The sequence below is a fragment of the Pseudoduganella dura genome (assembly GCF_009727155.1).
GTDB classification, from domain to species: Bacteria; Pseudomonadota; Gammaproteobacteria; order Burkholderiales; family Burkholderiaceae_D; genus Rugamonas; species Rugamonas dura.
The window spans coordinates 3,018,201-3,043,363 of record NZ_WNWM01000002.1 but is presented as its reverse complement, the minus strand read 5'-3'; the positions used below and the strand labels follow the sequence as shown (position 1 = coordinate 3,043,363).

The following is a 25,163-nucleotide window of genomic DNA, read 5'->3' as shown; positions in this document are numbered from 1 at the left end:
GCGGGTGCTGTCTCACGTGCGGTCGTGTCGCATGGCGCGGGCGCACGATGCCGGCGTCGCATTGTCCGCCGCGGTACAGCCTTGCATGCCTGGCCTTGCCCGGATTTGCCGGGTTCGCGCCAGTCTGTCGCGCCGTTGCACAGTCCCGGCCCCCGGATTTGTCCGGTTCGCAGCACAACCGCTTATCGAGCAATATCGTATCAAGCAATAGCGCCACGCAGTGTCGTCACGCGGTTCCAACCCGCAGTTTGATCCGCAGTTTCAACCGCAGTTCCACCCGCAGTTCCACCCGCAGTTCCACCCTCTCCCAGGAGACAAGGTCCATGGAAATTTTCGGCGTTCCCCTGCCAGCCATGATGAGCCAGCTGTTGCTGGGACTCGTCAATGGCTCCTTCTACGCGATGTTGTCGCTTGGCCTGGCCATCATTTTCGGCTTGTTAAACGTCATCAATTTTTCGCACGGCGCGATGTACATGATGGGCGCCTTCCTCGCCTGGATGGGCATGTCCTATCTCGGCATGAGTTACTGGACGATGCTGATCGCCGCGCCCATCATCGTCGGCATCGTCGGCATCGTCATCGAGAAAACGATGCTGCGCTGGCTGTACAAGCTCGATCACCTGTACGGGCTGCTGCTGACGTTCGGCATCACGCTGGTGGTGGAAGGCATTTTCCGTTCGTTCTATGGCGTGTCCGGCCAGCCGTTCGACACCCCCGAACTGCTGCAGGGTGCTACCGACCTGGGCTTCATGATCCTGCCGAACTACCGCGGCTGGGTCGTGGTGGCGTCGCTGGTCGTCTGCTTCGCCACCTGGTTCGTCATCGAGAAAACCCGGCTCGGCGCCTACCTGCGTGCCGGTACCGAGAACCCGAAGCTGGTGGAAGCGTTCGGCATCAACGTGCCGCTGATGGTCACCTTGACGTACGGCTTCGGCGTGGCGCTGGCCGGCTTCGCCGGCGTGCTGGCGGCGCCGATCATCCAGGTTTCGCCGCTGATGGGCTCGAACCTGATCATCGTCGTGTTCGCCGTGGTGGTGATCGGCGGCATGGGCTCGATCCTGGGCTCGATCGTCACCGGGCTGGGCCTGGGCGTGATCGAAGGCCTGACGCGGGTCTACTATGCGGAATTCTCGTCGACGGTGGTGTTCTTCGTGATGGTCATCGTGCTGCTGTTGCGTCCCGCCGGCCTGTTCGGCAAAGAGAAATGAGAGGGCATCCATGAACAAGCAAATCGGCTACGGACTCCTGCTGGTGGCGGCCCTGGCGGCGCCCTTTGTCGGCTATCCGGTCTTCCTGATGAAGTTACTGTGCTTCACGCTGTTCGCCAGCGCCTTCAACCTGCTGCTCGGATTCACCGGCCTGCTGTCGTTCGGCCATGCGGCCTTCTTCGGCACGGCCGGCTACGTGGCCGGCAATGCGCTGAAGAACTGGGGCATGCCTGTCGAGCTCGGCATCCTGGCCGGCGTGGTGGGGGCGGCACTGGTGGGCTTCGTGATCGGCGGCCTGGCGATCCGCCGCTCCGGCATCTACTTCTCGATGATCACGCTGGCGCTGGCGCAGATGGTGTACTTCTTCGCGTTGCGTTACACCGGCTTTACCGGCGGCGAGGATGGCCTGCAGGGCGTGCCGCGCGGCACGCTGCTGGGCGTGATCGACCTGTCGAGCGATCTCACGCTGTACTTTGTCGTACTGGCGTTCGTGGTGGCGGCGTTCGCGCTGATCGTGCGGACCGTCCACTCGCCGTTCGGCCAGGTGCTGCGCGCGATCAAGGAGAACGAGCCGCGTGCGATCTCGCTGGGCTACGACGTCGACAAGTACAAGCTGATGGCGTTCGTGCTGTCCGCCGCGCTGGCCGGCCTGGCTGGTGCGCTGAAGACCGTGGTGCTGGGCTTCGAGACGCTGACGGACGTGCACTGGACGATGTCCGGCCTCGTGATCCTGATGACCCTGGTCGGCGGCATGGGCACTCTGGCCGGCCCGTTGCTGGGCGCCGTGATCATCATCGCACTGGAAAACAAGCTGGGCGACTTCGGCACGGCAATGGCCAGCGGCACCGGCATCGAATGGTTCAATACGCTCGGCGAAGCCGTCAGCATGGTCACGGGGCTGATCTTCGTGGCCTGCGTGCTGCTGTTCCGGCGCGGCATCATCGGCGAAATCGTGGCGGCGCTGGGAAGAAAAAGGCCGGCATGAGGCAAGGATACGACGCCGGATTTTTCCGGCGTTGTTGTTTGTGGAGGAGACTTTTCACCTGGTAACGCATCATTCAACAAGTCATGACTCGGGCCTACCCCGGAAAGAGACAACCATGCAGATGACGACAACGAAAACCGCGATCGCCCTTGCCGTGGCACTGCTGCTCGGCGCCTGTGGCAGCGACGACGACGACGAACCGGAAGTGCTGAACCAGAAGCCTGCGTATCTCGGCATGATCGCATCGGCCAGCTACGATGGCACGACCGACGATTTGCTGACCGCCGGCCTGGGCGCCAGCGGGCTGGCCGCGGCGGCGCCGCCGGCCTACAACGATGCGGCCAACCCCACGGCGCGGGAACTGCGCCGCAACGCGATCTTCGCGAACTACCGGGCGGTGCTCGATATCGCCGCGAACAGCGGGTACGGCACGCTGTACGGTCCGAACGTCAACGCGGCGAACGTGGCGACGAACGGCAGCGGCATGGTGGCTGGTACCGAATACCTCGCGTACACGGACGACGGCTCGGGCCGGCAAAACGTGACGCTGATGGTACAGGTACCGAACGGCTTCGATCCCGTCAACCCCTGCATCGTCACCGGTACGTCGAGCGGCTCGCGCGGTATTTACGGGGCGATCGGCAGCGCCGGGGAGTGGGGCCTGAAGAACAACTGCGCCGTCGCCTATGCGGACAAGGGCAGCGGCACCGGCCTGTACACATTCGAGGATGACAGCGTCAACGGGCAGAACGGCGTGCGGACATCCCGTACTGCCGCCGGCAAGAACGCCACTTTCGCCCCGGACCTGACCGATGCACAGCGCACCGCGTTCGCCACCCAATACCCCGGCCGCGTGGCGTTCAAGCACGCGCACTCGCAACAGAACCCGGAAAAGGACTGGGGCAAGGTCACGCTGCAAGCCATTGAATTCGCGTTTTATGTGCTCAACGAAAAGTACGGGGTCGTGGCAAAGGACAACACGAATCGCCTGGTCCGGTTCACGCCGGCCAATACGCTGACGATCGCATCGTCGATCTCGAATGGCGCCGGCTCCGCGCTGCTGGCGGCCGAACAGGACACGACCGGACTGATCGATGCCGTGGCCGCCACCGAGCCGCAGATCCAGCCGAACAAGACCACCGGGTACACGGTGCGGCAGGCCGGCACCAACGTCACGGCGCAGGGCAAGCCCTTGCTGGACTACTCGAGCTACGCGGCGCTGTACCAGCCGTGCATCGCCGGCGGGGCCGGGCGCTGCGCATCGCTGGTACAGAAAGGGCTGTTGAGCGGCAACGACCTGGCATCGCGCCAGGCAGACGCGCGAGCCCGCCTGAAGGCGTACGGATGGACGGCGGACGCCGAACCGCTGCAGGGAGCCCACGCGCTGACGAACATCCTCGTCGCCGTGACGTACGTGAACGCTTACGGCAAGTTCTCGGCGACCGACAATGTTTGCGGGTTCAGCTGGGGTACGGCCGACGCCACCGGTGCACCGGTGCCGTTCACGGCCGCGGCCAAGGCGTCGAGCTTCGCCACCCAGAACGGCATCCTGGGCACGCCCATCTATGAAAACTCGGCAGGTGGCGCCAGGCTGTACAACCTGGGTGTGTCGCCATCGACCGGGATCGAAGACCAGGCGCTCGACGGCTTCCTGTGCCTGCGTTCGCTGGCGACGGGCATCGACGCCGTAACGGGCGCGGCGCTGACCGGAGACCTGGCGGCGCAGAGTGCCCGCGTGCGTGCCGGCATGGCCGAGGTGCAGGCCACCGGCAACCTGCGCGGCAAGCCGGCCGTGATCGTCTCCGGCCGGGCCGATGCGCTGATTCCGGTGAACCATGCGTCGCGGGCGTATGTCGGACTGAACGCTTCGGTGGAGGGCACCAGCAGCAAGCTGCGCTATATCGAAGTAACCAATGGCAATCACTTCGACAGCTTCTCGAATGCGCTGCCGACGTTGATCGTGCCGCTGCATGTCTACCTGTTCCGCGCGCTGGATGCGGTGTACGCCAACCTGAAAAACAGTGCGACGGCACTGCCGCCATCGCAGATCGTGCACACGGTAACCCGGACCAGCAATACCGTGCCGATCACGGTCGCCAACGTGCCGCCGATCGCGGCGACACCAGGTGCCAGCGCGATCACCGTCAGCGGAACGACCGTGAACGTGCCCGACTGACGTTTTTATCGGTCGCGAGGAAAGGGCGGGCCCGCGTGGCCCGCCCTTTTTTTGCCTGGAGGAATGTGGACGGCGCGGGCGGCGCCAACCGGATTACAGTGCCGCGGCGTAGATGGCGCGCGCATCCGTTCGCGTCACGTCGCGTGGATTGTTCCCGAGCAGGCGGGTCTGCAGCATCGCGGCATCGGCGAGCTGGTCCAGGTCGGCTTCCGTGATGCCCACTGCCCGCAAGGTGCGTTCGATGCCGGTCAGTTCCGCCAGCCGTTCCATCGCTGCCGCGAGTGCTTCCGCCCTTGCTGCCGTCGAGCCTTGTGCATGCGGGACGATGATCGAGGCCAGTTCGGCATAGTGTTCCTCCGCGGCGGACGCATTGAAGCGCAGCACGTGGGGCAGTACGAGGGCATTGGACAAACCATGCGGCACGTGGAAGATCCCACCGATCGGGTAGGCGAGGGCGTGGACGGCGGCGACCGGGGCATTGGCAAATGCCTGTCCCGCCAGCAGCGCCCCGAGCAGCATTGCCTGCCGGACTTCCAGGTTGGCGGCGCGGTCCGTACCGCCTTCGCACGCCCTTGGCAGATTGTGCGCCAGCAGGCGCAGCGCTTCACGCGCCAGCATGTCGGACAGCGGATTCTTCTTGTGGCGGCTTGTATAGGCTTCGATCGCATGCACCATCGCATCGATCCCGGTTGCCGCCGTTACACGCGGTGGCAGGCCAAGCGTCAGTTCGGCATCGAGGATGGCGATATCGGCATACAGTTGCGGTGCAACGACGCCCATCTTCGTGGTGGCGCCAGTGGTGACGATCGCGATGTTGGTTACCTCCGAACCGGTGCCCGCTGTCGTGGGAACCTGCACCAGGGGCAGGCGACGACCTTGGACATTGCCGATGCCATAGGCTTCGGCGAGCGGCTGGCCGCTGCCGGCAAGCACGGCGATCAGCTTGGCGACATCCATCGAACTGCCGCCGCCGAGGCCGATGACGATGTCGGTGTCATGGCGGCGTGCGATGTTTGTGGCCGCAAGAACCACGTATTCGGGCGGATCGGCGATGACATCGCTGTAGATTTTCACGTGAAAACCCACTCCCTCCAAGCTGGCGATCGGGGCGGCTGCCAGGCCGGTGCCGAGGAACCCGGCATCGGTTACCACCAGGGCACGCTGGACGTCGGGAAAATGGGTGCGGATGTGTTCACCCAGGCGGCCGGCAGCGCCTGCGGCGGACACGATGTGGGACACGGTGCTGAAGGAAAAATCGGTCATGTCATCTCCGTGGAGCGTCGGCATTCCAGCATACACCAGCCAGCGGGTATGTTCTTCCGTACAATGGCGGGTTCAACAACGGGGGCGTGATGCTGGATTTTGCGATTTTGGGCGTGGCCGCCTTTTCGGCCGGGCTGGTCGATGCGGTCGTTGGCGGGGGAGGGCTGATCCAGATTCCCGTCCTGTTTTCGATGTTCGGCAATACGGCCCCGGCCACATTGCTCGGCACCAGCAAGCTGGCCGGCATCTTCGGCACTGCCGCCGCGGCGGTCAATTACGCACGGCGGGTGTCGATCGCCTGGACCACGGCGGCGCCGGCAGCGTTCGCCGCCTTCCTGTTCGCGTTCTTCGGCGCGTATACCGTCACAAAAATTCCCGCCGATTTCATGCGCACGCTGCTGCCGTTCGTGCTGATCGCCGTGGCGGTCTACACCTTTCGGCGCAAGGACCTGGGCAGCATCCACGCCCCGATGCACAGCGGGTTGAAGGAGCGGCTACTGGCTGTATTGATCGGTGCCTGCATCGGGTTTTATGACGGCTTCTTTGGGCCGGGAACCGGAAGCTTCCTGGTGTTCCTGTTCGTGCGGCTGTTCGGCTTCGACTTCCTGGGAGCATCAGCCGTAGCCAAGGTGGTCAATGTCGCCTGCAATTTGTCGGCGTTGATGTGGTTCGGCTACAGCGGCCACCTGCTGTGGCAGCTTGGCCTGATGATGGCCGTATGCCAGGTGGCGGGGTCGTTGATCGGTACGAAGCTGGCGATGCGGCATGGCAGCGGTTTCGTGCGGCGTGTCTTCCTGGTGGTGGTAACGATCCTGATCGTCAAGACATCCTGGGATGCTTGGCAACGCTGGTGATTGTTTCACGTGAAACAGTGACAGGAAGCCCGGTTTTGCCGGGCTTTTTTGTTCCACGTGAAACACGTCAGACGTCGGACCGCGGTCGTCAGGCATCTCCACCAACCGCATTTTTACGACGTTCCACGTGAAACATCAACGGAATATTTCTGCCTAAAAAAGTCGCAGTCCTCAAAAAACTTTATAATCTCCATTCATCCCTCTGCTTCTCTTTCCACCATGCTATTTCCTACTGAATTCGACGTCATCGTCGTCGGCGGCGGCCATGCCGGTACCGAAGCCGCTTTGGCGTCGGCCCGGATGGGCCAGAAGACTCTGCTGCTGACCCATAACATCGAAACCCTCGGCCAGATGTCCTGCAACCCATCCATTGGCGGTATCGGCAAAGGCCACCTCGTCAAGGAGGTCGATGCGCTCGGCGGTGCCATGGCCATCGCTACCGATGAAGCCGGTATCCAGTTCCGCATCCTGAATTCCTCGAAAGGGCCGGCCGTGCGCGCTACCCGTGCGCAAGCCGACCGCATCCTGTACAAGGCAGCGATCCGCGAGCGACTGGAAAACCAGCCGAACCTATGGCTGTTCCAGCAGGCGGTCGATGACTTGATGGTGGAGGGCGATCGTGTCGTCGGCGCCGTCACGCAGATCGGCTTGAAGTTCCTCGCCCGCGCGGTCGTGCTGACCGCCGGCACCTTCCTCGACGGTAAGATCCACGTCGGCCTGCAAAGCTACTCGGCCGGCCGCGCCGGTGATCCGCCGGCGTTGTCATTGTCGGCACGCCTGAAGGAATTGAAGCTGCCGCAAGGCCGCCTGAAGACGGGCACGCCGCCGCGCATCGATGGCCGCAGCATCGACTTTTCGGTGATGACGGAACAGCCGGGCGATCTCGACCCGGTACCCGTGTTCTCGTTCATGGGCAATACGGCGATGCATCCGAAGCAGCTGCCGTGCTGGGTCACGCACACGAACCAGCAGACGCACGACATCATTCGCGGTGGGCTGGATCGCAGCCCGATGTACACCGGTGTCATCGAAGGCGTCGGTCCACGCTATTGCCCATCGATCGAAGACAAGATCCATCGCTTCTCCGCCAAGGAATCGCACCAGATCTTCCTGGAACCGGAAGGGCTGACGACGCACGAGTTTTACCCGAACGGCATCTCGACCAGCCTGCCGTTCGACGTGCAGATCGAACTGGTACGCTCGATGAAGGGCCTGGAAAATGCCCATATCCTGCGGCCCGGTTATGCGATCGAATACGACTACTTCGATCCCCGGGGCCTGAAGGCATCGCTGGAAACCAAGGCGGTCGCGGGCCTGTACTTCGCCGGCCAGATCAACGGCACCACCGGTTACGAGGAAGCGGCCGCGCAAGGCTTGCTGGCGGGCCTGAATGCCGCATTGCAAACCCAGGGCAAGGAGCCATGGACGCCGGGCCGCTCCGAAGCGTACCTGGGCGTGCTGGTCGACGACCTGGTGACGCAAGGCGTGCAGGAGCCGTACCGGATGTTCACCAGCCGCGCCGAGTACCGGCTGTCGCTGCGCGAAGACAATGCGGACATGCGCCTGACGGAAATCGGCCGCAAGCTGGGTGTCGTTGGTGACGCCCAGTGGGAAGCATTCGAACGCAAGCGCGACAGTGTCGCAGCCGAACTGGAACGCCTGAAGTCGACATGGGTGAACCCACGCATCCTGGCCGCGGCGGAATCGGAACGGGTCATCGGCCAGGCGATCGAGCGCGAGTATTCGCTGGCGGACCTGTTACGCCGCCCGAACGTCGACTACGACAAGCTGGTGACGCTGACCGGCGTGGACGGCCAGGATCTCGGCGGTCCGGGCGTGACGGACGCGGCCGTCCAGGAACAGGTGGAGATACAGCTGAAGTATTCCGGCTATATCGAGCGCCAGTTGAAGGAAGTGGAGCGCCACGAACATTACGAAAACCTGAAGCTGCCCGAAGGGTTCAACTACCTGGACATCGCCGCGCTGTCGGTCGAAGTGCGCCAGAAACTGCACAAGCACCGCCCTGAGACGCTGGGCCAGGCATCACGTATTTCCGGCGTCACGCCGGCGGCGATCTCGCTGCTGCTCGTGCACCTGAAGAAGGCCGGGTTCGGCGGCTTCGTCACACTGAAAGACGAGGCTGCCTGATGGCCGGCGTCGATCGTACCGCGCTGGCCCAGGTGTTGGCGAATGGCGTGGCGGAGTTGCACCTCGACCTGTCGGCCGGGCAGCAGGACCAGTTGCTGGATTACCTGGCGCTGCTGGGCAAGTGGAACCATGTCTACAACCTCACGTCCGTGCGCGACCCGCTGCAGATGATGACGCTGCACCTGCTCGATTCGCTGGCCGCCGTGCCGGCGTTCGCCGGCGCGCAAAATGTTCTCGATGTGGGGGCAGGGGGAGGCTTGCCCGGCCTCGTGCTGGCCATCGCCCGGCCGGACATGAAAGTGTCCATGATCGACACGGTGCACAAGAAAACCGCTTTCCTGACCCAGGTGAAGGTCGAACTGGGCCTCAAGAACGTGACCGTCTACACGAAGAAAGTGCAGGACCTGGTCGTGAACGCGCCGTTCGATGTAATCACGTCGCGCGCCTTCGCCGACCTGTCCGACTTCATCGACTGGTCGCAGCACCTGCTGGCCGAGGGCGGCCGTTTCATCGCGTTGAAAGGCACGGCACCTCAGGAGGAACGCGAGCGCCTGCCGGAGGACTGGAAGGTGCAGCAGTTGCAGCCGCTGCGGGTGCCCGGCCTGGATGCGGAACGGCACCTGGTTTTCGTCGAGCGTTCAGTAACCGTATAAACGGTATAAATAGTTTATACGATATAAAAGAAATAAACAGTATAAATCATATAAACGGTATAAATTATATAAACCGTATAAATGATATAAATCAAATCCGAACCAAACCGGAAGGCACAAGAAAAATTCGATGGCAAAGATATTCTGCGTAGCGAACCAGAAGGGTGGGGTGGGCAAGACCACCACCACGGTCAACCTCTCCGCCGGCCTTGCCAAACTGGACCAGCGCGTGCTGCTGGTCGACCTGGACCCACAGGGCAATGCGACGATGGGGGCCGGCATCAACAAGGCCGGCCTTGCCGCTTCCACCTATGAAGTGATGCTCGGCAGCGCGGATGTGGCCACGGCGCGCCTGCGCTCGGACTCGGGCCGCTTCGACGTGCTGCCGTCGAACCGCGAGCTGGCCGGCGCCGAAGTGGAGATGGTGGAACTCGAGAACCGCGAGAAGCGGCTGAAGGATGCGCTGGCGCTGGTCGACAAGGACTACGACTTCATCCTGATCGATTGCCCGCCCGCGCTGTCGATGCTCACGCTCAACGGCCTGTGCGCGGCGCACGGCGTGATCATTCCGATGCAGTGCGAGTACTACGCGCTGGAAGGGCTGTCCGACCTGGTGAACACGATCAAGAAAGTGCACGCCAACCTGAACCAGGACCTGAAGATCATTGGCCTGTTGCGGGTGATGTTCGATCCGCGGATGACGCTGTCGCAGCAAGTCTCAGCCCAGCTCGAGCAGCATTTCGGCGACAAGGTCTTTAAAACGATCATTCCGCGCAACGTGCGCCTGGCCGAAGCGCCTTCCTACGGCATGCCCGGGGTATCGTTCGACCCGTCTTCCAAGGGGGCTCAGGCATACATCGCCTTCGGCGCGGAGATGGTGGAGCGGATCAAGACGATGTAGGCCCGCGAATGCAAGCCGGTGAACATCAACCAGTAATACATGCCCGAGCCGGACTTCCCGAAACTGTCCCCGTGACGCAAACAAAAAACGGTGCCGCACGCCATCATCGGGGCCATGCCCCAATGCCGGCATGCGGCACTGACGAGCAAGAGCACACTACATGGCAACCAAAAAACTCAAAGGCCTCGGCCGCGGCCTCGACGCGCTGCTGGGCGGCGACGACAACGCTTCATCCAGTGCCACCGAGCAGGGCGCACCATCGGAACTGCCACTGGGGCAGTTGCAACCTGGTAAATACCAGCCGCGCACGCGGATGGATGAAGGCAGCCTGAACGAGCTGGCCGCATCCATCAAGGCGCAGGGCATCATGCAGCCGATCCTCGTACGCCCTGTCGGCAACGAGCCGGGTGGCACCAAGTATGAAATCATCGCCGGCGAGCGCCGCTTCCGCGCCGCACAAATTGCCGGGCTGGACACGGTCCCCGTGCTGGTGCGCGAAGTGGACGACACCTCCGCCGCCGCGATGGCGCTGATCGAGAACATCCAGCGCGAAGACCTCAACCCGCTGGAGGAAGCGCAGGGCATCCACCGGCTGATCACCGACTTTGCCTTTACGCATGAGCAGGCGGCGAATGCCGTCGGCCGTTCGCGGTCCGCCGTGTCGAACCTGTTGCGCCTGCTGAACCTGGCCGCGCCGGTGCAGACCATGCTGATGGCCGGCGACATCGACATGGGCCATGCCCGTGCCTTGCTGGCGGTGGATGCCGCCACGCAGATCACGCTGGCCAACGTGGTCATTGCCCGGCGCCTGTCGGTGCGCGAAACGGAAAAGCTCGTTACCCGCACGCAGGAAGAGCAGAATGCGCCGCCGGACGCGAAGGTGCGGGAAAAGTCGGGCGATATCAAGCGCCTGGAAGAAGAACTGTCCGACCGGCTGGCCACGCCGGTCTCGTTCCGCATCGGTACCAAGGGCAAGGGCCAGATGATCATCGACTTCGCCGACCTCGATATCCTGGACGGCGTGCTGGCCCGGCTGCGCGCCGAGCATCCCCTCTAAAAATAGTCACGAAGGTTGCCGGACCGTCTATTGCAGCGGCCGGTTCCTGTCCCGATATTGGTCGCGGTATCCGGCAAGCCATCGAAAAACGCCTAAAAAGTGGAAAAACGCTGGAACAGCCGGTATCGGACAGTGAGTTATCACGCCCGATGGTGTTTAAGTGACATTTAAGTTTGCTCTGCAGGGGAGCGATGCACCGGCATGGTGCAAAATGGATAAACGTGTTGCTAAATTTGTTGCAATGTTGCCTTAAATCGCTCTGTTGCGGTGCAGCATGTTTGACGTGGCAATCGTAACAGCCCTATAATCCCGTGTCTTTGGGTCTTAAAGCTCCGTTAAGAAAGTTGGCAAGTGAGTGATTCTGCAGCAGGTATCGCCCGGCCGGTCTTTCGCATCGTCGCTCTGCAACTGACAATCGCCGTCCTGTTTTCCGCCCTCGTTGCGCTTTTCGCCGGGATGGAAAAAGGCTGGTCCGCTGCCATGGGCGGCGGGATCACGGTGGCGGGCAGCTTGGTCTACGCGCTGATCGTCGCACGCGGCAACGGTGACGCCAAGGCAGTCTTCCGGCGGCATTTTCGCGCCGAGATGATAAAAGTATTCATTACAGCAGTTCTGTTCATAACGACGCTGGTGCTGTTTCCATCGGCGGCCTGGTTATGGCTGATCTTGGGTTTTGCGGTGACGACATTGGCATATTGGTTTGCATTGCTCGCAGTGTGATCGCCGCGCAGTTTAATTGCCGTTTTCACCATTCGAGAATCGGATGGTGCGGCCAAAGTTTCTAAATTCAATATCAACTTCATTATGACGACTGAACACGCGGGGGGCCACGCGGCTCCGGCTAACGCCACCGAGTACATCCAGCACCACCTCTCCCACCTACAATCCGCCGATGGCATGTGGAATCTGGACACGTTCTGGATCTCCGCCATCCTGGGCTTTGTGTTCCTGGGTGTGTTCTACATGGCTTCCAAGCGCGCCACTGCGGGCGTGCCGGGCAAGCTGCAGAATTTCGTCGAATGGATCATGGAGCTGGTCAACGACACCGTCAACAGCGCCTTTCACGCGAAAAGCGCCGTGATCGCACCGCTGGCCATCACGATCTTCGTGTGGGTCTGGCTGATGAATGCGATGGACTTCCTGCCGGTCGACCTGCTGCCGCGTGTCCTGGAATTCTTCGGTGTGTACAAGCTGCGCGTCGTGCCGACCGCCGACGTGAATCACACCTTCGCCATGTCGTTCGGCGTCCTGCTGTGCATTATCGGCTTTTCCATCAAGGCCAAGGGCGTTGGCGGCTGGGGCAAGGAACTGCTGACCACGCCGTTCCACGCACACGGCTTCGCGGCGATCTTGCTGGCACCGGTCAATTTCCTGTTCCAGATGCTGGAACTGCTGGCCAAGCCGATTTCGCTGTCGCTGCGACTGTTCGGCAACATGTATGCCGGCGAACTGATTTTCATCCTGATCGCGCTGCTGCCTTGGTGGGCACAGTGGCTGCTGGGTGGTCCATGGGCAATCTTCCACATCCTGATTGTGACGCTGCAGGCCTTCGTCTTCATGGCCCTGACGGTTGTGTACCTCAGCCTCGCGGTCGAGAAACACTAATGAAGAAACCCGACAGGCCGGGTACGGTCTGTCGGGGTTCCGAGAAGTTCGCTGTAAAAAAGAGTTTTTTAAATCTGGTATCTGTGTTTTTTTAAATCTTAGGAGAAATCTGAAATGCAAGCTCAACTGATCGCCCAAATCCAAAGCAACACCGTTCTGGCCGTCGCCATCATCATCGGCCTGGCTGCCATCGGCACCGCTCTGGGCTTCGCAATCCTGGGTGGCAAGTTCCTGGAAGCTTCGGCACGTCAGCCTGAACTGATGCCGCAACTGCAAACCAAGCTGTTCGTTATCGCCGGCCTGCTGGATGCGATCTCCATGATCGGCGTTGGTGTTGCTCTGCTGTTCACGTTCAACAACCCATTCCTGACCGCCCTGACCAACGCCGTAGCTCAGTAATTCACGCTCCAACCGGGGAAACTTTTTAGGAGCAAGGTATGAACATCAATATGTCTCTCATCGGCCAGATGATCACCTTCGCGGTGCTCGTCTGGTTCTCGATGAAATTCGTATTCCCGGCGCTGAACAGCGCGCTGGATGAGCGTGCCAAGCGTATCGCGGATGGTCTGGCTGCTGCCGACCAGGGCCAGGCTTCGATGGCGGCTGCTGAAAAGCGCGCCGCGGAAGCCCTGACCTCCGCGCGTGACGAAGCTGCGTCGCGCGTCGCGGACGCTGAAAAGCGTGCTCAGCTGATCGCTGAAGAAATCAAGGCCAATGCCAAAGCCGAAGCGGATCGCATCATCGCGACCGCCAAGGCAGAAGCCGACCAGCAGGTTACCCAGGCACGCGAGCAACTGCGTGCCCAGGTGGCGGACCTGGCAGTCAAGGGCGCCGAGCAAATCCTGAAGCGCGAAGTCAACGCGTCGGCCCACGCCGACCTGCTGAATCGCCTTGCGACCGAGCTGTAATCATGGCTGAACTCGCAACCGTCGCTCGTCCTTACGCGGAAGCCCTCTTCCGCGTAGCCCAGGCTGGCAACCTCGCGCAATGGTCCGATCTGGTGTCCGAACTGGCCCAGATCGGTTCGCACGAAGAGGTGCTGGCATATGCCCGCAACCCGAAGGTGTCGGACAGCGATGTGCTGGCCACCGTCACCTCCCTGCTGAAATCGCCGCTGACCGCGGAAGCGAACAATTTTCTCTCGACGCTGATCGAAAACGGCCGCCTCGCATTGCTGCCGGAAATCGGCACCCAATTCAACGACCTGAAAAACGGCGTGGAAGGTGCGGCGGATGCCGACATCACGAGCGCATTCGATCTGGACGGCGGCCAAGTCGCTGCCCTGGTCGCGACGCTGGAAAAGAAATTCGGCCGCAAGCTGAACCCGCAAGTCACGGTCGATCCAGCGTTGATCGGCGGCGTGCGCGTGGTGGTCGGTGACGAAGTGCTGGACACTTCGGTACGCGCCAAGCTCGAACAGATGCGCGTCGCGCTGACGTCGTAAGCGGGCAGTACCGCGTCCACCTGCGGCAGACCCTTATACCCTCGCGCAAGCTGAGAGAACACAATTAGGAGTTACCATGCAACTCAACCCATCTGAAATCAGCGAGCTGATCAAGAGCCGGATCCAAGGCATTGACAGCGGCGCTGAAGTGCGCAATCAAGGCACCGTCATCTCGGTTGCCGACGGTATCTGCCGCATCCACGGTCTGTCCGAAGTGATGCAAGGCGAGATGCTCGAATTCCCGGGCAACACGTTCGGCCTGGCCATGAACCTGGAGCGCGACTCCGTCGGCGCCGTGATCCTGGGTGCTTACGAGCACATCTCGGAAGGCGACACCGTCAAGTGCACGCGCCGCATCCTGGAAGTGCCGGTCGGTCCGGAACTGCGCGGCCGCGTGGTCAACGCGCTGGGCCAGCCGATCGACGGCAAGGGCCCGATCGATGCGAAGCTGACCTCGCCGATCGAAAAGATCGCTCCGGGCGTGATCGCCCGTGAGTCCGTGTCGCAGCCAATGCAGACCGGCCTGAAGTCGATCGACGCGATGGTGCCGATCGGCCGTGGCCAGCGCGAGCTGATCATCGGCGACCGCCAGACCGGTAAATCGGCTGTCGCAGTCGATGCGATCATCAACCAGAAGGGCCAGGGCATGACGTGTATCTACGTCGCCATCGGCCAGAAGGCTTCCACGATCAAGAACATCGTCCGCTCGCTGGAACAGCACGGCGCGATGGAATACACGATCGTCGTCGCCGCTACGGCATCCGAATCGGCTGCCATGCAGTACATCTCGGCCTACTCGGGCTGCACGATGGGCGAATACTTCCGCGACCGCGGCGAAGATGCGCTGATCGTGTATGACGATCTGTCCAAGCAAGCCGTTGCCTATCGCCAGATTTCGCTGCTGCTGCGCCGTCCGCCAGGCCGCGAAGCCTACCCTGGCGACGTGTTCTACCTGCACAGCCGCCTGCTGGAACGCGCAGCCCGCGTGAACGCCGACTACGTGTCGAACTTCACCGACGGCGCCGTGACCGGTAAGACCGGTTCGTTGACCGCGCTGCCGATCATCGAAACGCAAGCCGGCGACGTGTCCGCCTTCGTGCCGACCAACGTGATTTCGATCACCGACGGCCAGATCTTCCTGGAAACGTCGCTGTTCAACGCGGGCGTCCGTCCGGCGATCAACGCCGGTATCTCGGTGTCGCGCGTCGGTGGCGCCGCCCAGACCAAGGTCATCAAGGGCCTGTCCGGCGGTATCCGTACCGACCTGGCGCAGTACCGTGAACTGGCTGCGTTCGCGCAGTTCGCTTCCGACCTGGACGAATCGACCCGCAAGCAGCTGGACCGCGGTGCCCGCGTGACCGAACTGCTGAAGCAGCAGCAATACTCGCCGCTGTCGATCTCGCTGATGGCCGCGTCGCTGTTCGCCGTGAACAAGGGCTTCCTGGACGATATCGCCGTCAAGCAAGTGCTGCCGTTCGAAGCGGGCCTGCACTCGTACCTGAAGGCCAAGAACGCCGCCCTGCTGTCGAAGATCGAAGAAAGCAAGCAACTGGACAAGGACAGCGAAGCTACGCTGTCCGCGGCCATCGCTGATTTCAAGAAATCCGGCGCATTTTAAGTGCAGCTACAGCGGCCCCGTCGAAAGGGGCCGCTTCTGTACAGAAGGAGTAAGGACTCATGGCAGTAGGCAAAGAGATACGTGGCAAGATCAAGAGCGTAGAGAATACGAAGAAGATCACGAAGGCGATGGAAATGGTCGCCGCATCGAAAATGCGCAAGGCGCAGGATCGCATGCGCGCCGCCCGTCCCTATGCGGACAAGATTCGTAACATCGCCGCGAACCTGGCTGGCGCCAATCCCGAGTACACGCACCCGTTCCTGGCTGATGCCCAGGGCACGCAGGCAAGAGCCGTCGGTTTCATCATCATCACGACCGACAAGGGTCTGTGCGGTGGCATGAACACCAATGTGCTGCGCGCGGTGACGAACAAGACGAAGGAACTGGAAGCGGCCGGCAATAAAGTTGAAGCGGTCGCGATCGGCAACAAGGGTCTCGGTTTCCTGAACCGCATCGGTGTGCCCGTGGTGGCACAGGCGACGCAGATCGGCGATACCCCGCACCTGGAAAAGCTGATCGGCCCCGTGAAAGTCATGCTGGAGAAGTTCCAGGAAGGCAAGCTGGACGCCGTTTACCTGTGCTACACCAAGTTCATCAACACGATGAAGCAGGAACCGATGGTCGAACAGCTGCTGCCGCTGACGGCGGAAAAGCGCGAAGCGGACAAGGGCGGCATCAACTGGGATTACATCTACGAACCGGATGCAGCGACCGTCATCGACGAACTGCTGGAACGTTACGTGGAAGCCCTGGTGTACCAGTCCGTGGCGGAAAACCTCGCGTCCGAGCAATCGGCGCGGATGGTGGCAATGAAGGCCGCCAGCGACAACGCCGGCAGTGTGATCGGCGAACTGAAGCTGGTGTACAACAAGACCCGTCAGGCAGCCATTACCAAAGAACTCTCTGAAATCGTGGCCGGTGCGGCAGCGGTTTAAACGAATTTAACTATATTTGAAGGAACGAAAATGGCTGATGGCAAAATCGTTCAGTGTATTGGCGCCGTGGTGGACGTGGAGTTCCCGCGCAACGCGATGCCTAAGGTTTTTGACGCGCTGAAAATGGAAGGCTCCGAGCTGACCCTGGAAGTTCAACAGCAGCTGGGCGACGGCATTGTCCGTACCATTGCGCTGGGTTCTTCCGACGGCCTGCGTCGCGGCATGACCATTCAGAACACGGGCAAGCCAATCATGGTGCCGGTCGGTAAAGGCACCCTGGGCCGCATTATGGACGTGCTGGGTAACCCGATCGACGAACGCGGCCCGGTGCCGCAAGACCAGATCGCTTCGATCCACCGCACGCCGCCTGCCTACGACGAACTGTCGCCGTCGCAGGACCTGCTGGAAACCGGCATCAAGGTGATCGACCTGGTGTGCCCGTTCGCCAAGGGCGGTAAAGTCGGCCTGTTCGGCGGCGCCGGCGTGGGCAAGACCGTCAACATGATGGAACTGATCAACAACATCGCCAAGGCGCACTCGGGTCTGTCCGTGTTCGCCGGCGTGGGCGAGCGTACCCGTGAAGGTAACGACTTCTACCACGAGATGGCCGATGCGAAGGTCGTCGACCTGGACAACCTGGGCAACTCCAAAGTGGCCATGGTGTACGGCCAGATGAACGAGCCGCCGGGCAACCGCCTGCGCGTGGCACTGACCGGCCTGACGATCGCGGAATCGTTCCGTGACGAAGGCAAGGACGTGCTGTTCTTCGTCGACAACATCTACCGCTTCACGCTGGCCGGTACCGAAGTGTCCGCACTGCTGGGCCGTATGCCTTCCGCCGTGGGCTACCAGCCGACGCTGGCCGAGGAAATGGGCCGCCTGCAGGAGCGCATCACGTCGACCAAGACCGGTTCGATCACGTCGATCCAGGCCGTCTACGTTCCCGCGGATGACTTGACCGACCCGTCGCCTGCGACGACCTTCGGTCACCTCGATTCCACCGTCGTTCTGTCGCGTGACATCGCCTCGCTGGGTATCTACCCGGCCGTGGACCCGCTGGACTCGACTTCCCGCCAGCTGGATCCGCTGGTCGTGGGCCAGGACCACTACGACACGGCCCGCGCCGTGCAGGGCACGCTGCAGCGCTACAAGGAACTGCGTGACATCATCGCGATTCTGGGCATGGACGAGCTGGCACCGGAAGACAAGCTGCTGGTTTCGCGCGCACGTAAGATGCAGCGTTTCCTGTCGCAGCCGTTCCACGTTGCCGAAGTCTTCACCGGCGCACCGGGCAAGTACGTTTCGCTGAAAGACACGATCAAGGGCTTCAAGATGATCGCTTCCGGCGAACTGGATCACCTGCCGGAGCAGGCGTTCTACATGGTCGGCACGATCGAAGAAGCCATCGAAAAAGCCAAGAAGCTCGGCTAATTTGATGCGACGCCCCGCTTCTTCGTGAAGCGGGGCGTTCAACCGTTAGGATAACTATGGCAAACACTATTCACGTCGATGTGGTCTCGGCAGAAGAGCTGATCTTCTCCGGCGAAGCCACCTTCGTCGCGTTGCCGGGCGAGCAGGGCGAGCTGGGTATCTACCCGAAGCACACGCCTTTGATCACCCGTATCCGTCCGGGCGCGGTGCGCATCCAGGTGCTGGGCAAGTCGGAAGAAGAATTCGTCTTCGTCGCCGGCGGCCTGCTGGAAGTGCAGCCGAACGCCGTGACGGTCCTGGCCGACACCGCGATCCGCGGCGGCGACCTGGACGAAGCCAAGGCCCAGGCCGCCAAGAAACTGGCGGAAGAAAGCCTGGCCAACAACCAGACCGGCATCGACTACGCGAAAGCCCAGGCGGAACTGGCAGCGGCCATCGGCCAGCTGGCAGCCATCGCCAAACTGCGCCAGAACAAGCACTGATCTGGTCGCATCCAAAAAAAGCAGCTTTCGGGCTGCTTTTTTTACGCCTTCACCGTTGCAAAAAAATCACGGGGACAGTCCCCATTTTTTGACAACAATTCTCGAATTTGAGAAGCCGTCAACTTCGTGCCGCGACTTACGCAGGATTTCTACTTCTCATTTTCGGGAAAAGTTTCCGGAAGGGGGGACAGTCCCCGATTTCAGGAAACTTTAGCGGCAGAGCCCGTAAGCCTTGCGCTCCGGGAACCAGCGATAGGTAAACGTGCGCACCGGGTAGCGTTCGTTGCCGATGATGACGTCGGACGTCACCAGGTCGAAGCGGTCGGGCAGGCCGGCGGGCACGCCCAGCCGGATGCGCCACTGCGTGACGTCCGCCGTGGCGACCGGGAGCAGCAGGCCCGGGATGTTCTCGATCACTTCCACCATTTCGGCGCGGTTATTGGTGCCGCGCTGGTAATAGCTGATGATCTTCGCCTTGGCGATCGTTGCGCCTTTCGGCTGCGTGACATTGAACGCCCGCGTGATGAACTGTACCCGGCCGCCGCGCGGCACCAGGTAGATGATGCCGAACTCGGCGCTTCCCTGCTTCAGCGTGACGGGGCTGGTGGCGGAAACGCTCACACCGTCCGGCAGGTTGAATGTCGACCCATCCACCCATTCCCGGCAATCGGGGCTCGTCGCCATGTATAACTGTTCGGGCTGGTAATCGTCGCCGCAGCCCGCAACGGCAAGCAGCAGGGGCAGGGCAATCAGGGAAAATCGGGGCGCAAGGCGGCGCATGGCAGTAAGGGTCATGGAGTCAGCCGACAGTGTAACCGAGTGTCTTCCGCCGCAACAATGCATCGTGCCGGATTCACCGGCGCGCATGCCCGGCACCATGGCGGCCATGGCCACCGACAGGCAATCGTGCGCGCCGGTACGCTATCAACAGTGATAGGCTGGTCTCTCTCACTTCAGGAGCAGCGCATGTTTCATCATCTCGGTATTGTCGTGACAGATTTCCCGCGCAGCATGGCGTTGTACGACGCCTGCCTCGCGCCACTGGGAATCCGCCGCACGGAGACCGACATGGACTGGTGTATTTATGCGGCCGAAGGAGGCCAGCCGTTTATCTGGCTCGGGTCCGAAATTCCCACTTACTGGCGGGCCGGGCACCAGGCCGGCAATGCGCCGCTGCATATCGCCTTCGCGGCCCCCGACCAGGAAGCCGTCGACAGGTTTTATGCCGCGGCGATGGAACACGGTGCCGAAGATCACGGCCCGCCCGGCTTGCGGGTCGGCGCGGGCCATTATTACAGCGCCTATATGCTGGACTTCGACGGCAACAATATCGAGGCGACGATCAGGGAGAAATAAGCGGCCACGATGGCCACTACCCCGTGACCGGTTCGTCGATCGCACTGCGTTGCACGGTGCGCACGCGGCAGTGCGCCGGCGCCAGGGCGTTGCGCAGCACGGCCAGTGCGCGCTGGGGCGCGGCGGCCCCGCACATGAAGATATCGACCGCGGCGAATGCCTGCTCGGGCCAGGTGTGGATCGAAATATGCGATTCGGCCAGCAGTACCACGCCGGTCACGCCGAGCCCGGGCCCGAACGCATGAAAATGGCTGTGCAGGATATGCGCGCCGGCCGCTTGCGCCGCCGTGCGCAACAGCGCTTCGATCCCGTCACAGCCGGTCAACAGCGCCGGCGCCACGCCGGACAGATCGGCCAGCAGATGAGTTCCCTCGGCCTTGTAGATGGTGGCTGGTGACCCGCTCACTTATGGCCTCCGCCGCCGCCCCAGCTGCCGCCGCCGGTGTTCGACGACCATGTCGAGCCGGTGCGGTAGGCACCGCGCGATGGACTGCCATTCAGATTGCTCCAGCTGAGCACCGTCGAGACCACCACCACCACGACACCGTAGATCCAGAACTTTTTCATGCGTTGTCGTTGTTATCCAGGAAAACCGCCGGCAGGTACAGCGCCAGCGCGGCCAGCACGGAATACGCAAACGTGCCGCCGAAATTGAACATCAGCGGGATCGCGTTCACCACGCCGGTGGCAATGATCAGCATCCGCGCGGCATCGCGGTAGGGGGTGCCGCCCGTCGGCTTGCCCGACGCGCGCGGCGGCGCGGCCTTCGCTTTCAGCGTATCCGGGAACCATGCCTGCAACTGGTCCCATGCCACCGGTTTCGAGCGCGACCACGTGATTTCATGTGCGCTGCGCTCCGCCGCCAGCGTGGTCTGGCCCTGCCTGAATTCTTCGACCTGCGCCACGTCGCCTACCTCGACACGCCAGTTGAAGGCACCGGCGGCGAACGTCACACGCGCCGGGTATTCGTATAACCGGCGGTAGTCGACATTGTCCAGCGTGGCCGATTCGCCGTGCCACGCGGGCCAGGCGTCCAGCACGTCGGAGCGCTGCCAGCCGTCGTCCGTCTCGACCAGCCACGTGAAGCCGGCGCGGCTGCCGTACAGCAGGTACTCGGTCCACGCCGTGCCTTCGTCATCCTCGCGGCGCATCACGCCGATCACGGCGAGCTTCTGGTTGCCCAGCGTGCCTTCCGTGCCGAGCGGCAGCGTGGTGGCGACGGCATCGACCCGTTCACCGGCGCGCAGCACTTCGATCTCCGGGCTGGCCGCGTCGAGCTGCGCGCGGCAGGCGGGGCAGACGAGATTGGCGGTCATGCCCGGCAAATACTTGATGGCGCCGCCGCACGATGGGCAATCGAGCGCCGTCACCTTGCCGCGGAAGCGGCCGGCGGTGCGCTGGATTTCCAGGTCGTCGCGCAGCAGCTGCGGGCGCAGGCCGTCCAGCGTGACCGGCACGCCGGCATACACCAGCGGCGTGGGGCCTTCCGAATAGTCGAGCGTCAGGAAAGCGCTGCCGGCGCGCAGGTCGGCCACCTTCGCTTCCCAGCCTGGACCCACGCGGAACGGCAGCTCGCCCTGGCCGCCCGTGCAGCGGGCGGTGCGCACGTCCGCCGCCATGTAACGCTCGCCGCCGACCGTGACGTGATTGCCGGGCACCAGGTCGCCGAAAGCGGGCAGGGGGCCTTCGGCCTGCCGCAGCACGGTGATCGTGAACTGGCCGGAAGCGTCGCCCAGCCAGCCGCTTGCGCCATCGTCGAACAGCAGGTACCACTCGTTCCAGAAGCCGGCGTCATAGCGCAGCTGCAGCCGGCCGAGGACGGTGAATGGCCGGCTGCCCCAGATGCCCGAGGTGCCGGGCTGGATTGGCGAATAGTCTTCCAGGACTTCGGAAATCTTGCCCAGGTCGCCGACGTCGCCCGGGTCCTTGAGCACGCCGGTACGGCAGTACTCGCACACGGCCATCACGGCCGCGTGCGAGCGGAAGCGCACCTCGGCGCCGCAGCTGGGACAAGAGAGAGTCAGCAACGCTTCTAGCCGATCAGTTTCTTCAGCAGCTCGGCTTTCGTGCTGTCATAGTCGGCGGCGGAGATCAGGCCCTTGTCCAGCAAGCCTTTCAGCTTTTGCAGGCGGGCTTCGATCGGGTCTTCCGCTGCCGGTGCCGGCACCGGCGCGGGCGCGGCTTGCGGCGCGGCCGGCGCCAGCGAAGCGCCGACCGCCTGGCCCATCGCCTGGCCGATCGTCACCCCGGCCCCGAGCCCGGCCCCGATGCCGGCGATGCCGCCTTCGTTCTGCGCCGCCAGCGGAATCGCGGTGGCGGTCTGGTAACGCGTGAAACCGGCCATCTTGTCGGCCGACAGGCCGCCCTTCATGCCGGCCGAGATGCGGTCGTCCAGCGCCTGCTGCAGTTCTTCCGGCAGGCTCACGGAAGCCACGTTGAACTCGTCGAGGCCGATGCCGTAGCGCGCGAACGCGTCGGCCAGGTCACCCTTGATTTCCTGCGCCATCAGCGCCTGGTTCGCCGCCATGTCGAGGAAGGCTACGTTCGAGCCGCCGATCGAGCTGGCCATCGTGGACAGCAGGATGCCGCGCAACTGCTCTTCCACTTCGTCGCGCGTGTAAGCCTCGCGGGTGCCGCTGATCTCGGTGAAGAACTTGCGGGCGTCCGTCACGCGGTAGGAATACATGCCGAAGGCGCGCACGCGGATCATGTCGAAATCCTTGTCGCGGATCGTCACCGGCTGCGGCGTGCCCCACTTGCGCCCCGTCTGCACGCGCGTGCTGAAGAAATACACGTCGGACTTGAACGGTGAATCGAACAGCTTGTCCCAGTTTTTCAGGTTGGTCAGCACGGGCAGCGTCTGCGTCGTCAGCTTGTGCGTGCCGGGGCCGAACACGTCGGCGATCTGGCCTTCGTTGACGAACACCGCCACCTGCGACTCGCGCACCACCAGCACGCCGCCGTTCTGGATCTCGAAATCCTGCATCGGATAGCGCCAGGCCAGCACGCCTTCCTGGTCTTCGTTCCACTGCAGGACGTCGATGAACTGTTTCTTGATAAAGCTGCCGATACCCATCGCGGGCTCCTTCAGGAAATACAGGCGGCATTGATGCCGCCGATGGAAAGGGAAATCGTGCCGAGCAGCGCGCCGAACGCGCTGTTGCCGGCCTCGATCTGGTCTTTGGCCATTTTCAGCGCGCGCGTGGTCACGGCATACGCCAGCGCCTGTACGACCATCGCGCCGAAGGCCCATGCAAAGAATTCCTGGTAGTTCCGCGTGTGCAGCAGGCCCGAGGCGATCGTCAGCGAAAAGCCCAGCAGCGCGCCGCCCAGCGACAGTGCCGCGGCGTGGTTGCCTTGCCGGATCAGGTGCACCTCGTCATAAGGCGTCATCCATGTGTAGGCCTTGAAGAACACGGCAAGCAGGGCCGCGGCGATGCACAGGTGGATCAGGTAGTTGGCAACGGCAAACATGGCTTATAGTAGCAAACTTGTAAATAGAGAAACATGATAATCCAGTTGCCGGCCGATGAACAAAAAAATTCTGATCCTGTCCGTGTTCGTCGTCGCCTCATGCGGCCTGGCTTATGAACTGATCGCCGGCGCGCTCTCGAGCTACCTGCTGGGCGACTCGGTGCTGCAGTTTTCCACCATCATCGGCTGCTACCTGTTCGCGATGGGCGTCGGCGCCCACCTGTCGAAATACGTGAAGGACGAGCACGTGCTGGCGCGCTTCGTCGACATCGAACTGGCCATCGGCCTGATCGGCGGCGTGTCGGCCGCCCTGCTGTTCCTCACCTTCTCGTGGATGGCCGCGCCGTTCCGGCTGCTGCTGTATGTGCTGGTGTTCATGATCGGCATGCTGGTCGGCATGGAGGTGCCGCTGGTGATGCGGGCACTGAACGCGCGCCAGACGGAGTTCGCGGAAATCGTCAGCCGCGTGCTCACGTTCGATTACCTGGGCGCGCTGGCCGTGTCGCTGCTGTTCCCGCTGGTGCTGGCGCCGTATCTCGGCCTGGTGCGCACCGGCTACCTGTTCGGCATGCTCAACATCGGCGTGGGGCTGTGGACGATCCACGTGTTCCGCGCCGAGCTCACGGGCCTGGCCGGCCGCACGCTGCGTGCCTGCGCCGTGCTGGTGCTGCTGGCGTTCGGCTTCGCCAGCGCGGACCGCCTCACGCAGTTCGGCGAGCATTCGCTGTTCGGCGACGAGATCGTGTATGCCACCACCACGCCTTACCAGCGCCTCGTCATCACGCGCTGGAAGGATGACACGCGGCTGTACATCAATGGCAACCTGCAGTTCTCGTCGCGCGACGAATACCGCTATCACGAGGCGCTGGTGCATCCGGCGCTGCAGCAGCTGCCATGGGCAAAACGGGTACTGGTGCTGGGCGGCGGCGACGGTCTTGCCTTGCGCGAGATCCTGCGCTACAGGAACATCGAGGCGGTGACGCTGGTCGACCTCGATCCGGCGATGACCGCGGCCTTCAGGTCGCGCGCCGAACTGGCCGCGCTGAATCACAAGTCGCTGTCGGACCCCCGCGTAAAGGTGATCAACGCCGACGCCGCCGTGTGGCTGCGGCAGACGGACGAGATGTTCGATGCCGTCATCGTCGATTTCCCCGATCCCTCCAGCTTCGCGCTGGGCAAACTGTATTCGGTGCCGTTCTACAGCATGCTGCGGCATCACCTGGCGGCCAACGGCCTGGTGGTCGTGCAGTCGACCTCGCCGTTCTTCGCGCCGCACGCGTTCTGGACCATCGATGCCACGCTGCGCGAAACAGGAATGCGCACGTACCCGTATCATGCGTATGTGCCGTCGTTCGGCGAATGGGGTTTCATCCTCGCTTCGCCGCAGGGCACGTTCACGCCGCCGGCTTCGTACCGGCTGCCGATGCGTTTCCTGAACGGCGCCACCACGGCGGCGATGTTCAGCTTCCCGCCGGACATGCAGCCGCTGAAGATGGCGCCCAACCGCCTGAACACCCAATCGCTGGTGCACGAGTTCGAGCAGGACTGGCACCGCACCATACGCTGAGGTAAC

Annotated in this window: 26 protein-coding genes; 19 read left to right on the top strand and 7 right to left on the bottom strand. The window is 62.7% G+C overall.

The features are described from left to right. The first annotated feature begins 323 nt into the window (after positions 1 to 323). The 3 genes from GJV26_RS13360 to GJV26_RS13350 all read left to right on the top strand — a co-directional run bounded on the left by GJV26_RS13360 (position 324) and on the right by GJV26_RS13350 (position 4,369). Positions 324 to 1,208 (top strand): branched-chain amino acid ABC transporter permease, encoded by an 885-nt coding sequence (locus tag GJV26_RS13360; RefSeq protein WP_155709235.1) that lies wholly within the window; start codon positions 324 to 326, stop codon positions 1,206 to 1,208. Positions 1,209 to 1,218: 10 nt separating this feature from the next. Beyond that, positions 1,219 to 2,193 (top strand): branched-chain amino acid ABC transporter permease, encoded by a 975-nt coding sequence (locus tag GJV26_RS13355; protein WP_155709234.1) that lies wholly within the window; start codon positions 1,219 to 1,221, stop codon positions 2,191 to 2,193. 115 nt (positions 2,194 to 2,308) lie between these two features. After that, positions 2,309 to 4,369: a 3-hydroxybutyrate oligomer hydrolase family protein gene (locus GJV26_RS13350; protein ID WP_229419287.1), complete on the top strand. Its 2,061-nt coding sequence runs from the start codon at positions 2,309 to 2,311 to the stop codon at positions 4,367 to 4,369. Positions 4,370 to 4,462: 93 nt separating this feature from the next. Here GJV26_RS13350 and GJV26_RS13345 read toward each other — a convergent pair whose 3' ends face one another. Then, positions 4,463 to 5,632: an iron-containing alcohol dehydrogenase gene (locus tag GJV26_RS13345; protein ID WP_155709233.1), complete on the bottom strand. Its 1,170-nt coding sequence runs from the start codon at positions 5,630 to 5,632 to the stop codon at positions 4,463 to 4,465. Between the two features lie 89 nt (positions 5,633 to 5,721). Here GJV26_RS13345 and GJV26_RS13340 point away from each other — a divergent pair, with 89 nt between their 5' ends. The 14 genes from GJV26_RS13340 to GJV26_RS13275 all read left to right on the top strand — a co-directional run bounded on the left by GJV26_RS13340 (position 5,722) and on the right by GJV26_RS13275 (position 18,760). Beyond that, positions 5,722 to 6,486 carry a sulfite exporter TauE/SafE family protein gene (locus GJV26_RS13340; protein ID WP_155709232.1) on the top strand — a complete coding sequence of 255 codons (765 nt, stop codon included), beginning with the start codon at positions 5,722 to 5,724 and terminating at the stop codon, positions 6,484 to 6,486. Between the two features lie 219 nt (positions 6,487 to 6,705). Then, positions 6,706 to 8,634, top strand: coding sequence for a tRNA uridine-5-carboxymethylaminomethyl(34) synthesis enzyme MnmG (gene mnmG, locus GJV26_RS13335; RefSeq protein WP_155709231.1), 1,929 nt, complete (start codon positions 6,706 to 6,708; stop codon positions 8,632 to 8,634). After that, the gene (gene rsmG / locus GJV26_RS13330; RefSeq protein ID WP_155709230.1) at positions 8,634 to 9,287 is read left to right on the top strand and encodes a 16S rRNA (guanine(527)-N(7))-methyltransferase RsmG; all 654 of its coding nucleotides are present in this window, start codon (positions 8,634 to 8,636) and stop codon (positions 9,285 to 9,287) included. Before mnmG ends, rsmG begins: the two co-directional genes overlap by 1 nt. A gap of 130 nt (positions 9,288 to 9,417) precedes the next feature. Continuing rightward, positions 9,418 to 10,188 (top strand): ParA family protein, encoded by a 771-nt coding sequence (locus GJV26_RS13325; RefSeq protein ID WP_155709229.1) that lies wholly within the window; start codon positions 9,418 to 9,420, stop codon positions 10,186 to 10,188. 160 nt (positions 10,189 to 10,348) lie between these two features. Further along, complete coding sequence (locus GJV26_RS13320; RefSeq protein ID WP_155709228.1) at positions 10,349 to 11,245, top strand: ParB/RepB/Spo0J family partition protein; 897 nt, start codon at positions 10,349 to 10,351, stop codon at positions 11,243 to 11,245. Positions 11,246 to 11,596: 351 nt separating this feature from the next. After that, positions 11,597 to 11,965 carry an ATP synthase subunit I gene (locus GJV26_RS13315; RefSeq protein ID WP_189441731.1) on the top strand — a complete coding sequence of 123 codons (369 nt, stop codon included), beginning with the start codon at positions 11,597 to 11,599 and terminating at the stop codon, positions 11,963 to 11,965. 84 nt (positions 11,966 to 12,049) lie between these two features. Then, positions 12,050 to 12,850 carry a F0F1 ATP synthase subunit A gene (atpB, locus tag GJV26_RS13310; protein WP_155709227.1) on the top strand — a complete coding sequence of 267 codons (801 nt, stop codon included), beginning with the start codon at positions 12,050 to 12,052 and terminating at the stop codon, positions 12,848 to 12,850. A 114-nt stretch (positions 12,851 to 12,964) separates the two neighbouring features. After that, positions 12,965 to 13,249, top strand: a complete 285-nt coding sequence (gene atpE, locus GJV26_RS13305) for a F0F1 ATP synthase subunit C (protein WP_155709226.1) — start codon at positions 12,965 to 12,967, stop codon at positions 13,247 to 13,249. A gap of 38 nt (positions 13,250 to 13,287) precedes the next feature. Continuing rightward, complete coding sequence (locus tag GJV26_RS13300) at positions 13,288 to 13,758, top strand: F0F1 ATP synthase subunit B (protein ID WP_155709225.1); 471 nt, start codon at positions 13,288 to 13,290, stop codon at positions 13,756 to 13,758. A 2-nt stretch (positions 13,759 to 13,760) separates the two neighbouring features. Then, entirely contained in the window at positions 13,761 to 14,294 is a 534-nt protein-coding gene (locus GJV26_RS13295; RefSeq protein WP_155709224.1) for a F0F1 ATP synthase subunit delta, read from the top strand. Positions 14,295 to 14,370: 76 nt separating this feature from the next. Further along, the gene (gene atpA, locus GJV26_RS13290) at positions 14,371 to 15,912 is read left to right on the top strand and encodes a F0F1 ATP synthase subunit alpha (protein ID WP_155709223.1); all 1,542 of its coding nucleotides are present in this window, start codon (positions 14,371 to 14,373) and stop codon (positions 15,910 to 15,912) included. A gap of 59 nt (positions 15,913 to 15,971) precedes the next feature. Continuing rightward, a complete protein-coding gene (atpG, locus tag GJV26_RS13285; protein ID WP_155709222.1) occupies positions 15,972 to 16,847 on the top strand; it encodes a F0F1 ATP synthase subunit gamma in 876 nt (291 codons plus the stop codon). 30 nt (positions 16,848 to 16,877) lie between these two features. Continuing rightward, positions 16,878 to 18,278 carry a F0F1 ATP synthase subunit beta gene (atpD, locus tag GJV26_RS13280; RefSeq protein WP_155709221.1) on the top strand — a complete coding sequence of 467 codons (1,401 nt, stop codon included), beginning with the start codon at positions 16,878 to 16,880 and terminating at the stop codon, positions 18,276 to 18,278. 56 nt (positions 18,279 to 18,334) lie between these two features. Next, positions 18,335 to 18,760, top strand: a complete 426-nt coding sequence (locus GJV26_RS13275; protein WP_155709220.1) for a F0F1 ATP synthase subunit epsilon — start codon at positions 18,335 to 18,337, stop codon at positions 18,758 to 18,760. 210 nt (positions 18,761 to 18,970) lie between these two features. On the opposite strand, the gene GJV26_RS13270 is transcribed toward GJV26_RS13275, so the two are convergent. Continuing rightward, positions 18,971 to 19,555, bottom strand: coding sequence for a hypothetical protein (locus GJV26_RS13270; RefSeq protein WP_229419285.1), 585 nt, complete (start codon positions 19,553 to 19,555; stop codon positions 18,971 to 18,973). Between the two features lie 171 nt (positions 19,556 to 19,726). Between GJV26_RS13270 and GJV26_RS13265 the strand changes: the two genes are divergently transcribed. Beyond that, the gene (locus GJV26_RS13265; RefSeq protein ID WP_155709219.1) at positions 19,727 to 20,116 is read left to right on the top strand and encodes a VOC family protein; all 390 of its coding nucleotides are present in this window, start codon (positions 19,727 to 19,729) and stop codon (positions 20,114 to 20,116) included. A 16-nt stretch (positions 20,117 to 20,132) separates the two neighbouring features. On the opposite strand, the gene speD is transcribed toward GJV26_RS13265, so the two are convergent. From speD to GJV26_RS13245, 5 genes are read right to left on the bottom strand one after another with little or no spacing between them, the layout of a single operon-like run. Beyond that, positions 20,133 to 20,522, bottom strand: coding sequence for an adenosylmethionine decarboxylase (gene speD / locus GJV26_RS13260; protein WP_189441734.1), 390 nt, complete (start codon positions 20,520 to 20,522; stop codon positions 20,133 to 20,135). Further along, positions 20,519 to 20,683 (bottom strand): hypothetical protein, encoded by a 165-nt coding sequence (locus GJV26_RS29795; RefSeq protein ID WP_173346199.1) that lies wholly within the window; start codon positions 20,681 to 20,683, stop codon positions 20,519 to 20,521. Before GJV26_RS29795 ends, speD begins: the two co-directional genes overlap by 4 nt. Continuing rightward, complete coding sequence (locus tag GJV26_RS13255; RefSeq protein ID WP_155709218.1) at positions 20,680 to 22,143, bottom strand: DUF4178 domain-containing protein; 1,464 nt, start codon at positions 22,141 to 22,143, stop codon at positions 20,680 to 20,682. Before GJV26_RS13255 ends, GJV26_RS29795 begins: the two co-directional genes overlap by 4 nt. A 5-nt stretch (positions 22,144 to 22,148) precedes the next feature. Continuing rightward, a complete protein-coding gene (locus GJV26_RS13250) occupies positions 22,149 to 23,192 on the bottom strand; it encodes an SPFH domain-containing protein (protein ID WP_155709217.1) in 1,044 nt (347 codons plus the stop codon). An 11-nt stretch (positions 23,193 to 23,203) separates the two neighbouring features. Next, positions 23,204 to 23,590 (bottom strand): DUF350 domain-containing protein, encoded by a 387-nt coding sequence (locus tag GJV26_RS13245; protein WP_137315481.1) that lies wholly within the window; start codon positions 23,588 to 23,590, stop codon positions 23,204 to 23,206. Between the two features lie 55 nt (positions 23,591 to 23,645). Between GJV26_RS13245 and GJV26_RS13240 the strand changes: the two genes are divergently transcribed. Then, positions 23,646 to 25,157 carry a polyamine aminopropyltransferase gene (locus GJV26_RS13240; RefSeq protein ID WP_155709216.1) on the top strand — a complete coding sequence of 504 codons (1,512 nt, stop codon included), beginning with the start codon at positions 23,646 to 23,648 and terminating at the stop codon, positions 25,155 to 25,157. Positions 25,158 to 25,163: the final 6 nt, after the last annotated feature.

Bases quoted from the DNA above. Each gene is read 5' to 3' on its own strand.
- GJV26_RS13340 (WP_155709232.1), top strand. From the start codon at position 5,722: ATGCTGGATTTTGCGATTTTGGGCGTGGCCGCCTTTTCGGCCGGGCTG.
- GJV26_RS13270 (WP_229419285.1), bottom strand. From the start codon at position 19,555: ATGACCCTTACTGCCATGCGCCGCCTTGCGCCCCGATTTTCCCTGATT.
- atpG (WP_155709222.1), top strand. From the start codon at position 15,972: ATGGCAGTAGGCAAAGAGATACGTGGCAAGATCAAGAGCGTAGAGAAT.
- atpE (WP_155709226.1), top strand. From the start codon at position 12,965: ATGCAAGCTCAACTGATCGCCCAAATCCAAAGCAACACCGTTCTGGCC.
- GJV26_RS13320 (WP_155709228.1), top strand. From the start codon at position 10,349: ATGGCAACCAAAAAACTCAAAGGCCTCGGCCGCGGCCTCGACGCGCTG.
- GJV26_RS13325 (WP_155709229.1), top strand. From the start codon at position 9,418: ATGGCAAAGATATTCTGCGTAGCGAACCAGAAGGGTGGGGTGGGCAAG.
- GJV26_RS13245 (WP_137315481.1), bottom strand. From the start codon at position 23,590: ATGTTTGCCGTTGCCAACTACCTGATCCACCTGTGCATCGCCGCGGCC.
- atpD (WP_155709221.1), top strand. From the start codon at position 16,878: ATGGCTGATGGCAAAATCGTTCAGTGTATTGGCGCCGTGGTGGACGTG.
- atpB (WP_155709227.1), top strand. From the start codon at position 12,050: ATGACGACTGAACACGCGGGGGGCCACGCGGCTCCGGCTAACGCCACC.
- atpA (WP_155709223.1), top strand. From the start codon at position 14,371: ATGCAACTCAACCCATCTGAAATCAGCGAGCTGATCAAGAGCCGGATC.
- GJV26_RS13300 (WP_155709225.1), top strand. From the start codon at position 13,288: ATGAACATCAATATGTCTCTCATCGGCCAGATGATCACCTTCGCGGTG.
- GJV26_RS13360 (WP_155709235.1), top strand. From the start codon at position 324: ATGGAAATTTTCGGCGTTCCCCTGCCAGCCATGATGAGCCAGCTGTTG.
- GJV26_RS29795 (WP_173346199.1), bottom strand. From the start codon at position 20,683: ATGAAAAAGTTCTGGATCTACGGTGTCGTGGTGGTGGTGGTCTCGACG.
- GJV26_RS13350 (WP_229419287.1), top strand. From the start codon at position 2,309: ATGCAGATGACGACAACGAAAACCGCGATCGCCCTTGCCGTGGCACTG.
- GJV26_RS13355 (WP_155709234.1), top strand. From the start codon at position 1,219: ATGAACAAGCAAATCGGCTACGGACTCCTGCTGGTGGCGGCCCTGGCG.
- GJV26_RS13265 (WP_155709219.1), top strand. From the start codon at position 19,727: ATGTTTCATCATCTCGGTATTGTCGTGACAGATTTCCCGCGCAGCATG.
- rsmG (WP_155709230.1), top strand. From the start codon at position 8,634: ATGGCCGGCGTCGATCGTACCGCGCTGGCCCAGGTGTTGGCGAATGGC.
- mnmG (WP_155709231.1), top strand. From the start codon at position 6,706: ATGCTATTTCCTACTGAATTCGACGTCATCGTCGTCGGCGGCGGCCAT.
- GJV26_RS13240 (WP_155709216.1), top strand. From the start codon at position 23,646: ATGAACAAAAAAATTCTGATCCTGTCCGTGTTCGTCGTCGCCTCATGC.
- GJV26_RS13295 (WP_155709224.1), top strand. From the start codon at position 13,761: ATGGCTGAACTCGCAACCGTCGCTCGTCCTTACGCGGAAGCCCTCTTC.
- GJV26_RS13275 (WP_155709220.1), top strand. From the start codon at position 18,335: ATGGCAAACACTATTCACGTCGATGTGGTCTCGGCAGAAGAGCTGATC.
- GJV26_RS13345 (WP_155709233.1), bottom strand. From the start codon at position 5,632: ATGACCGATTTTTCCTTCAGCACCGTGTCCCACATCGTGTCCGCCGCA.
- GJV26_RS13250 (WP_155709217.1), bottom strand. From the start codon at position 23,192: ATGGGTATCGGCAGCTTTATCAAGAAACAGTTCATCGACGTCCTGCAG.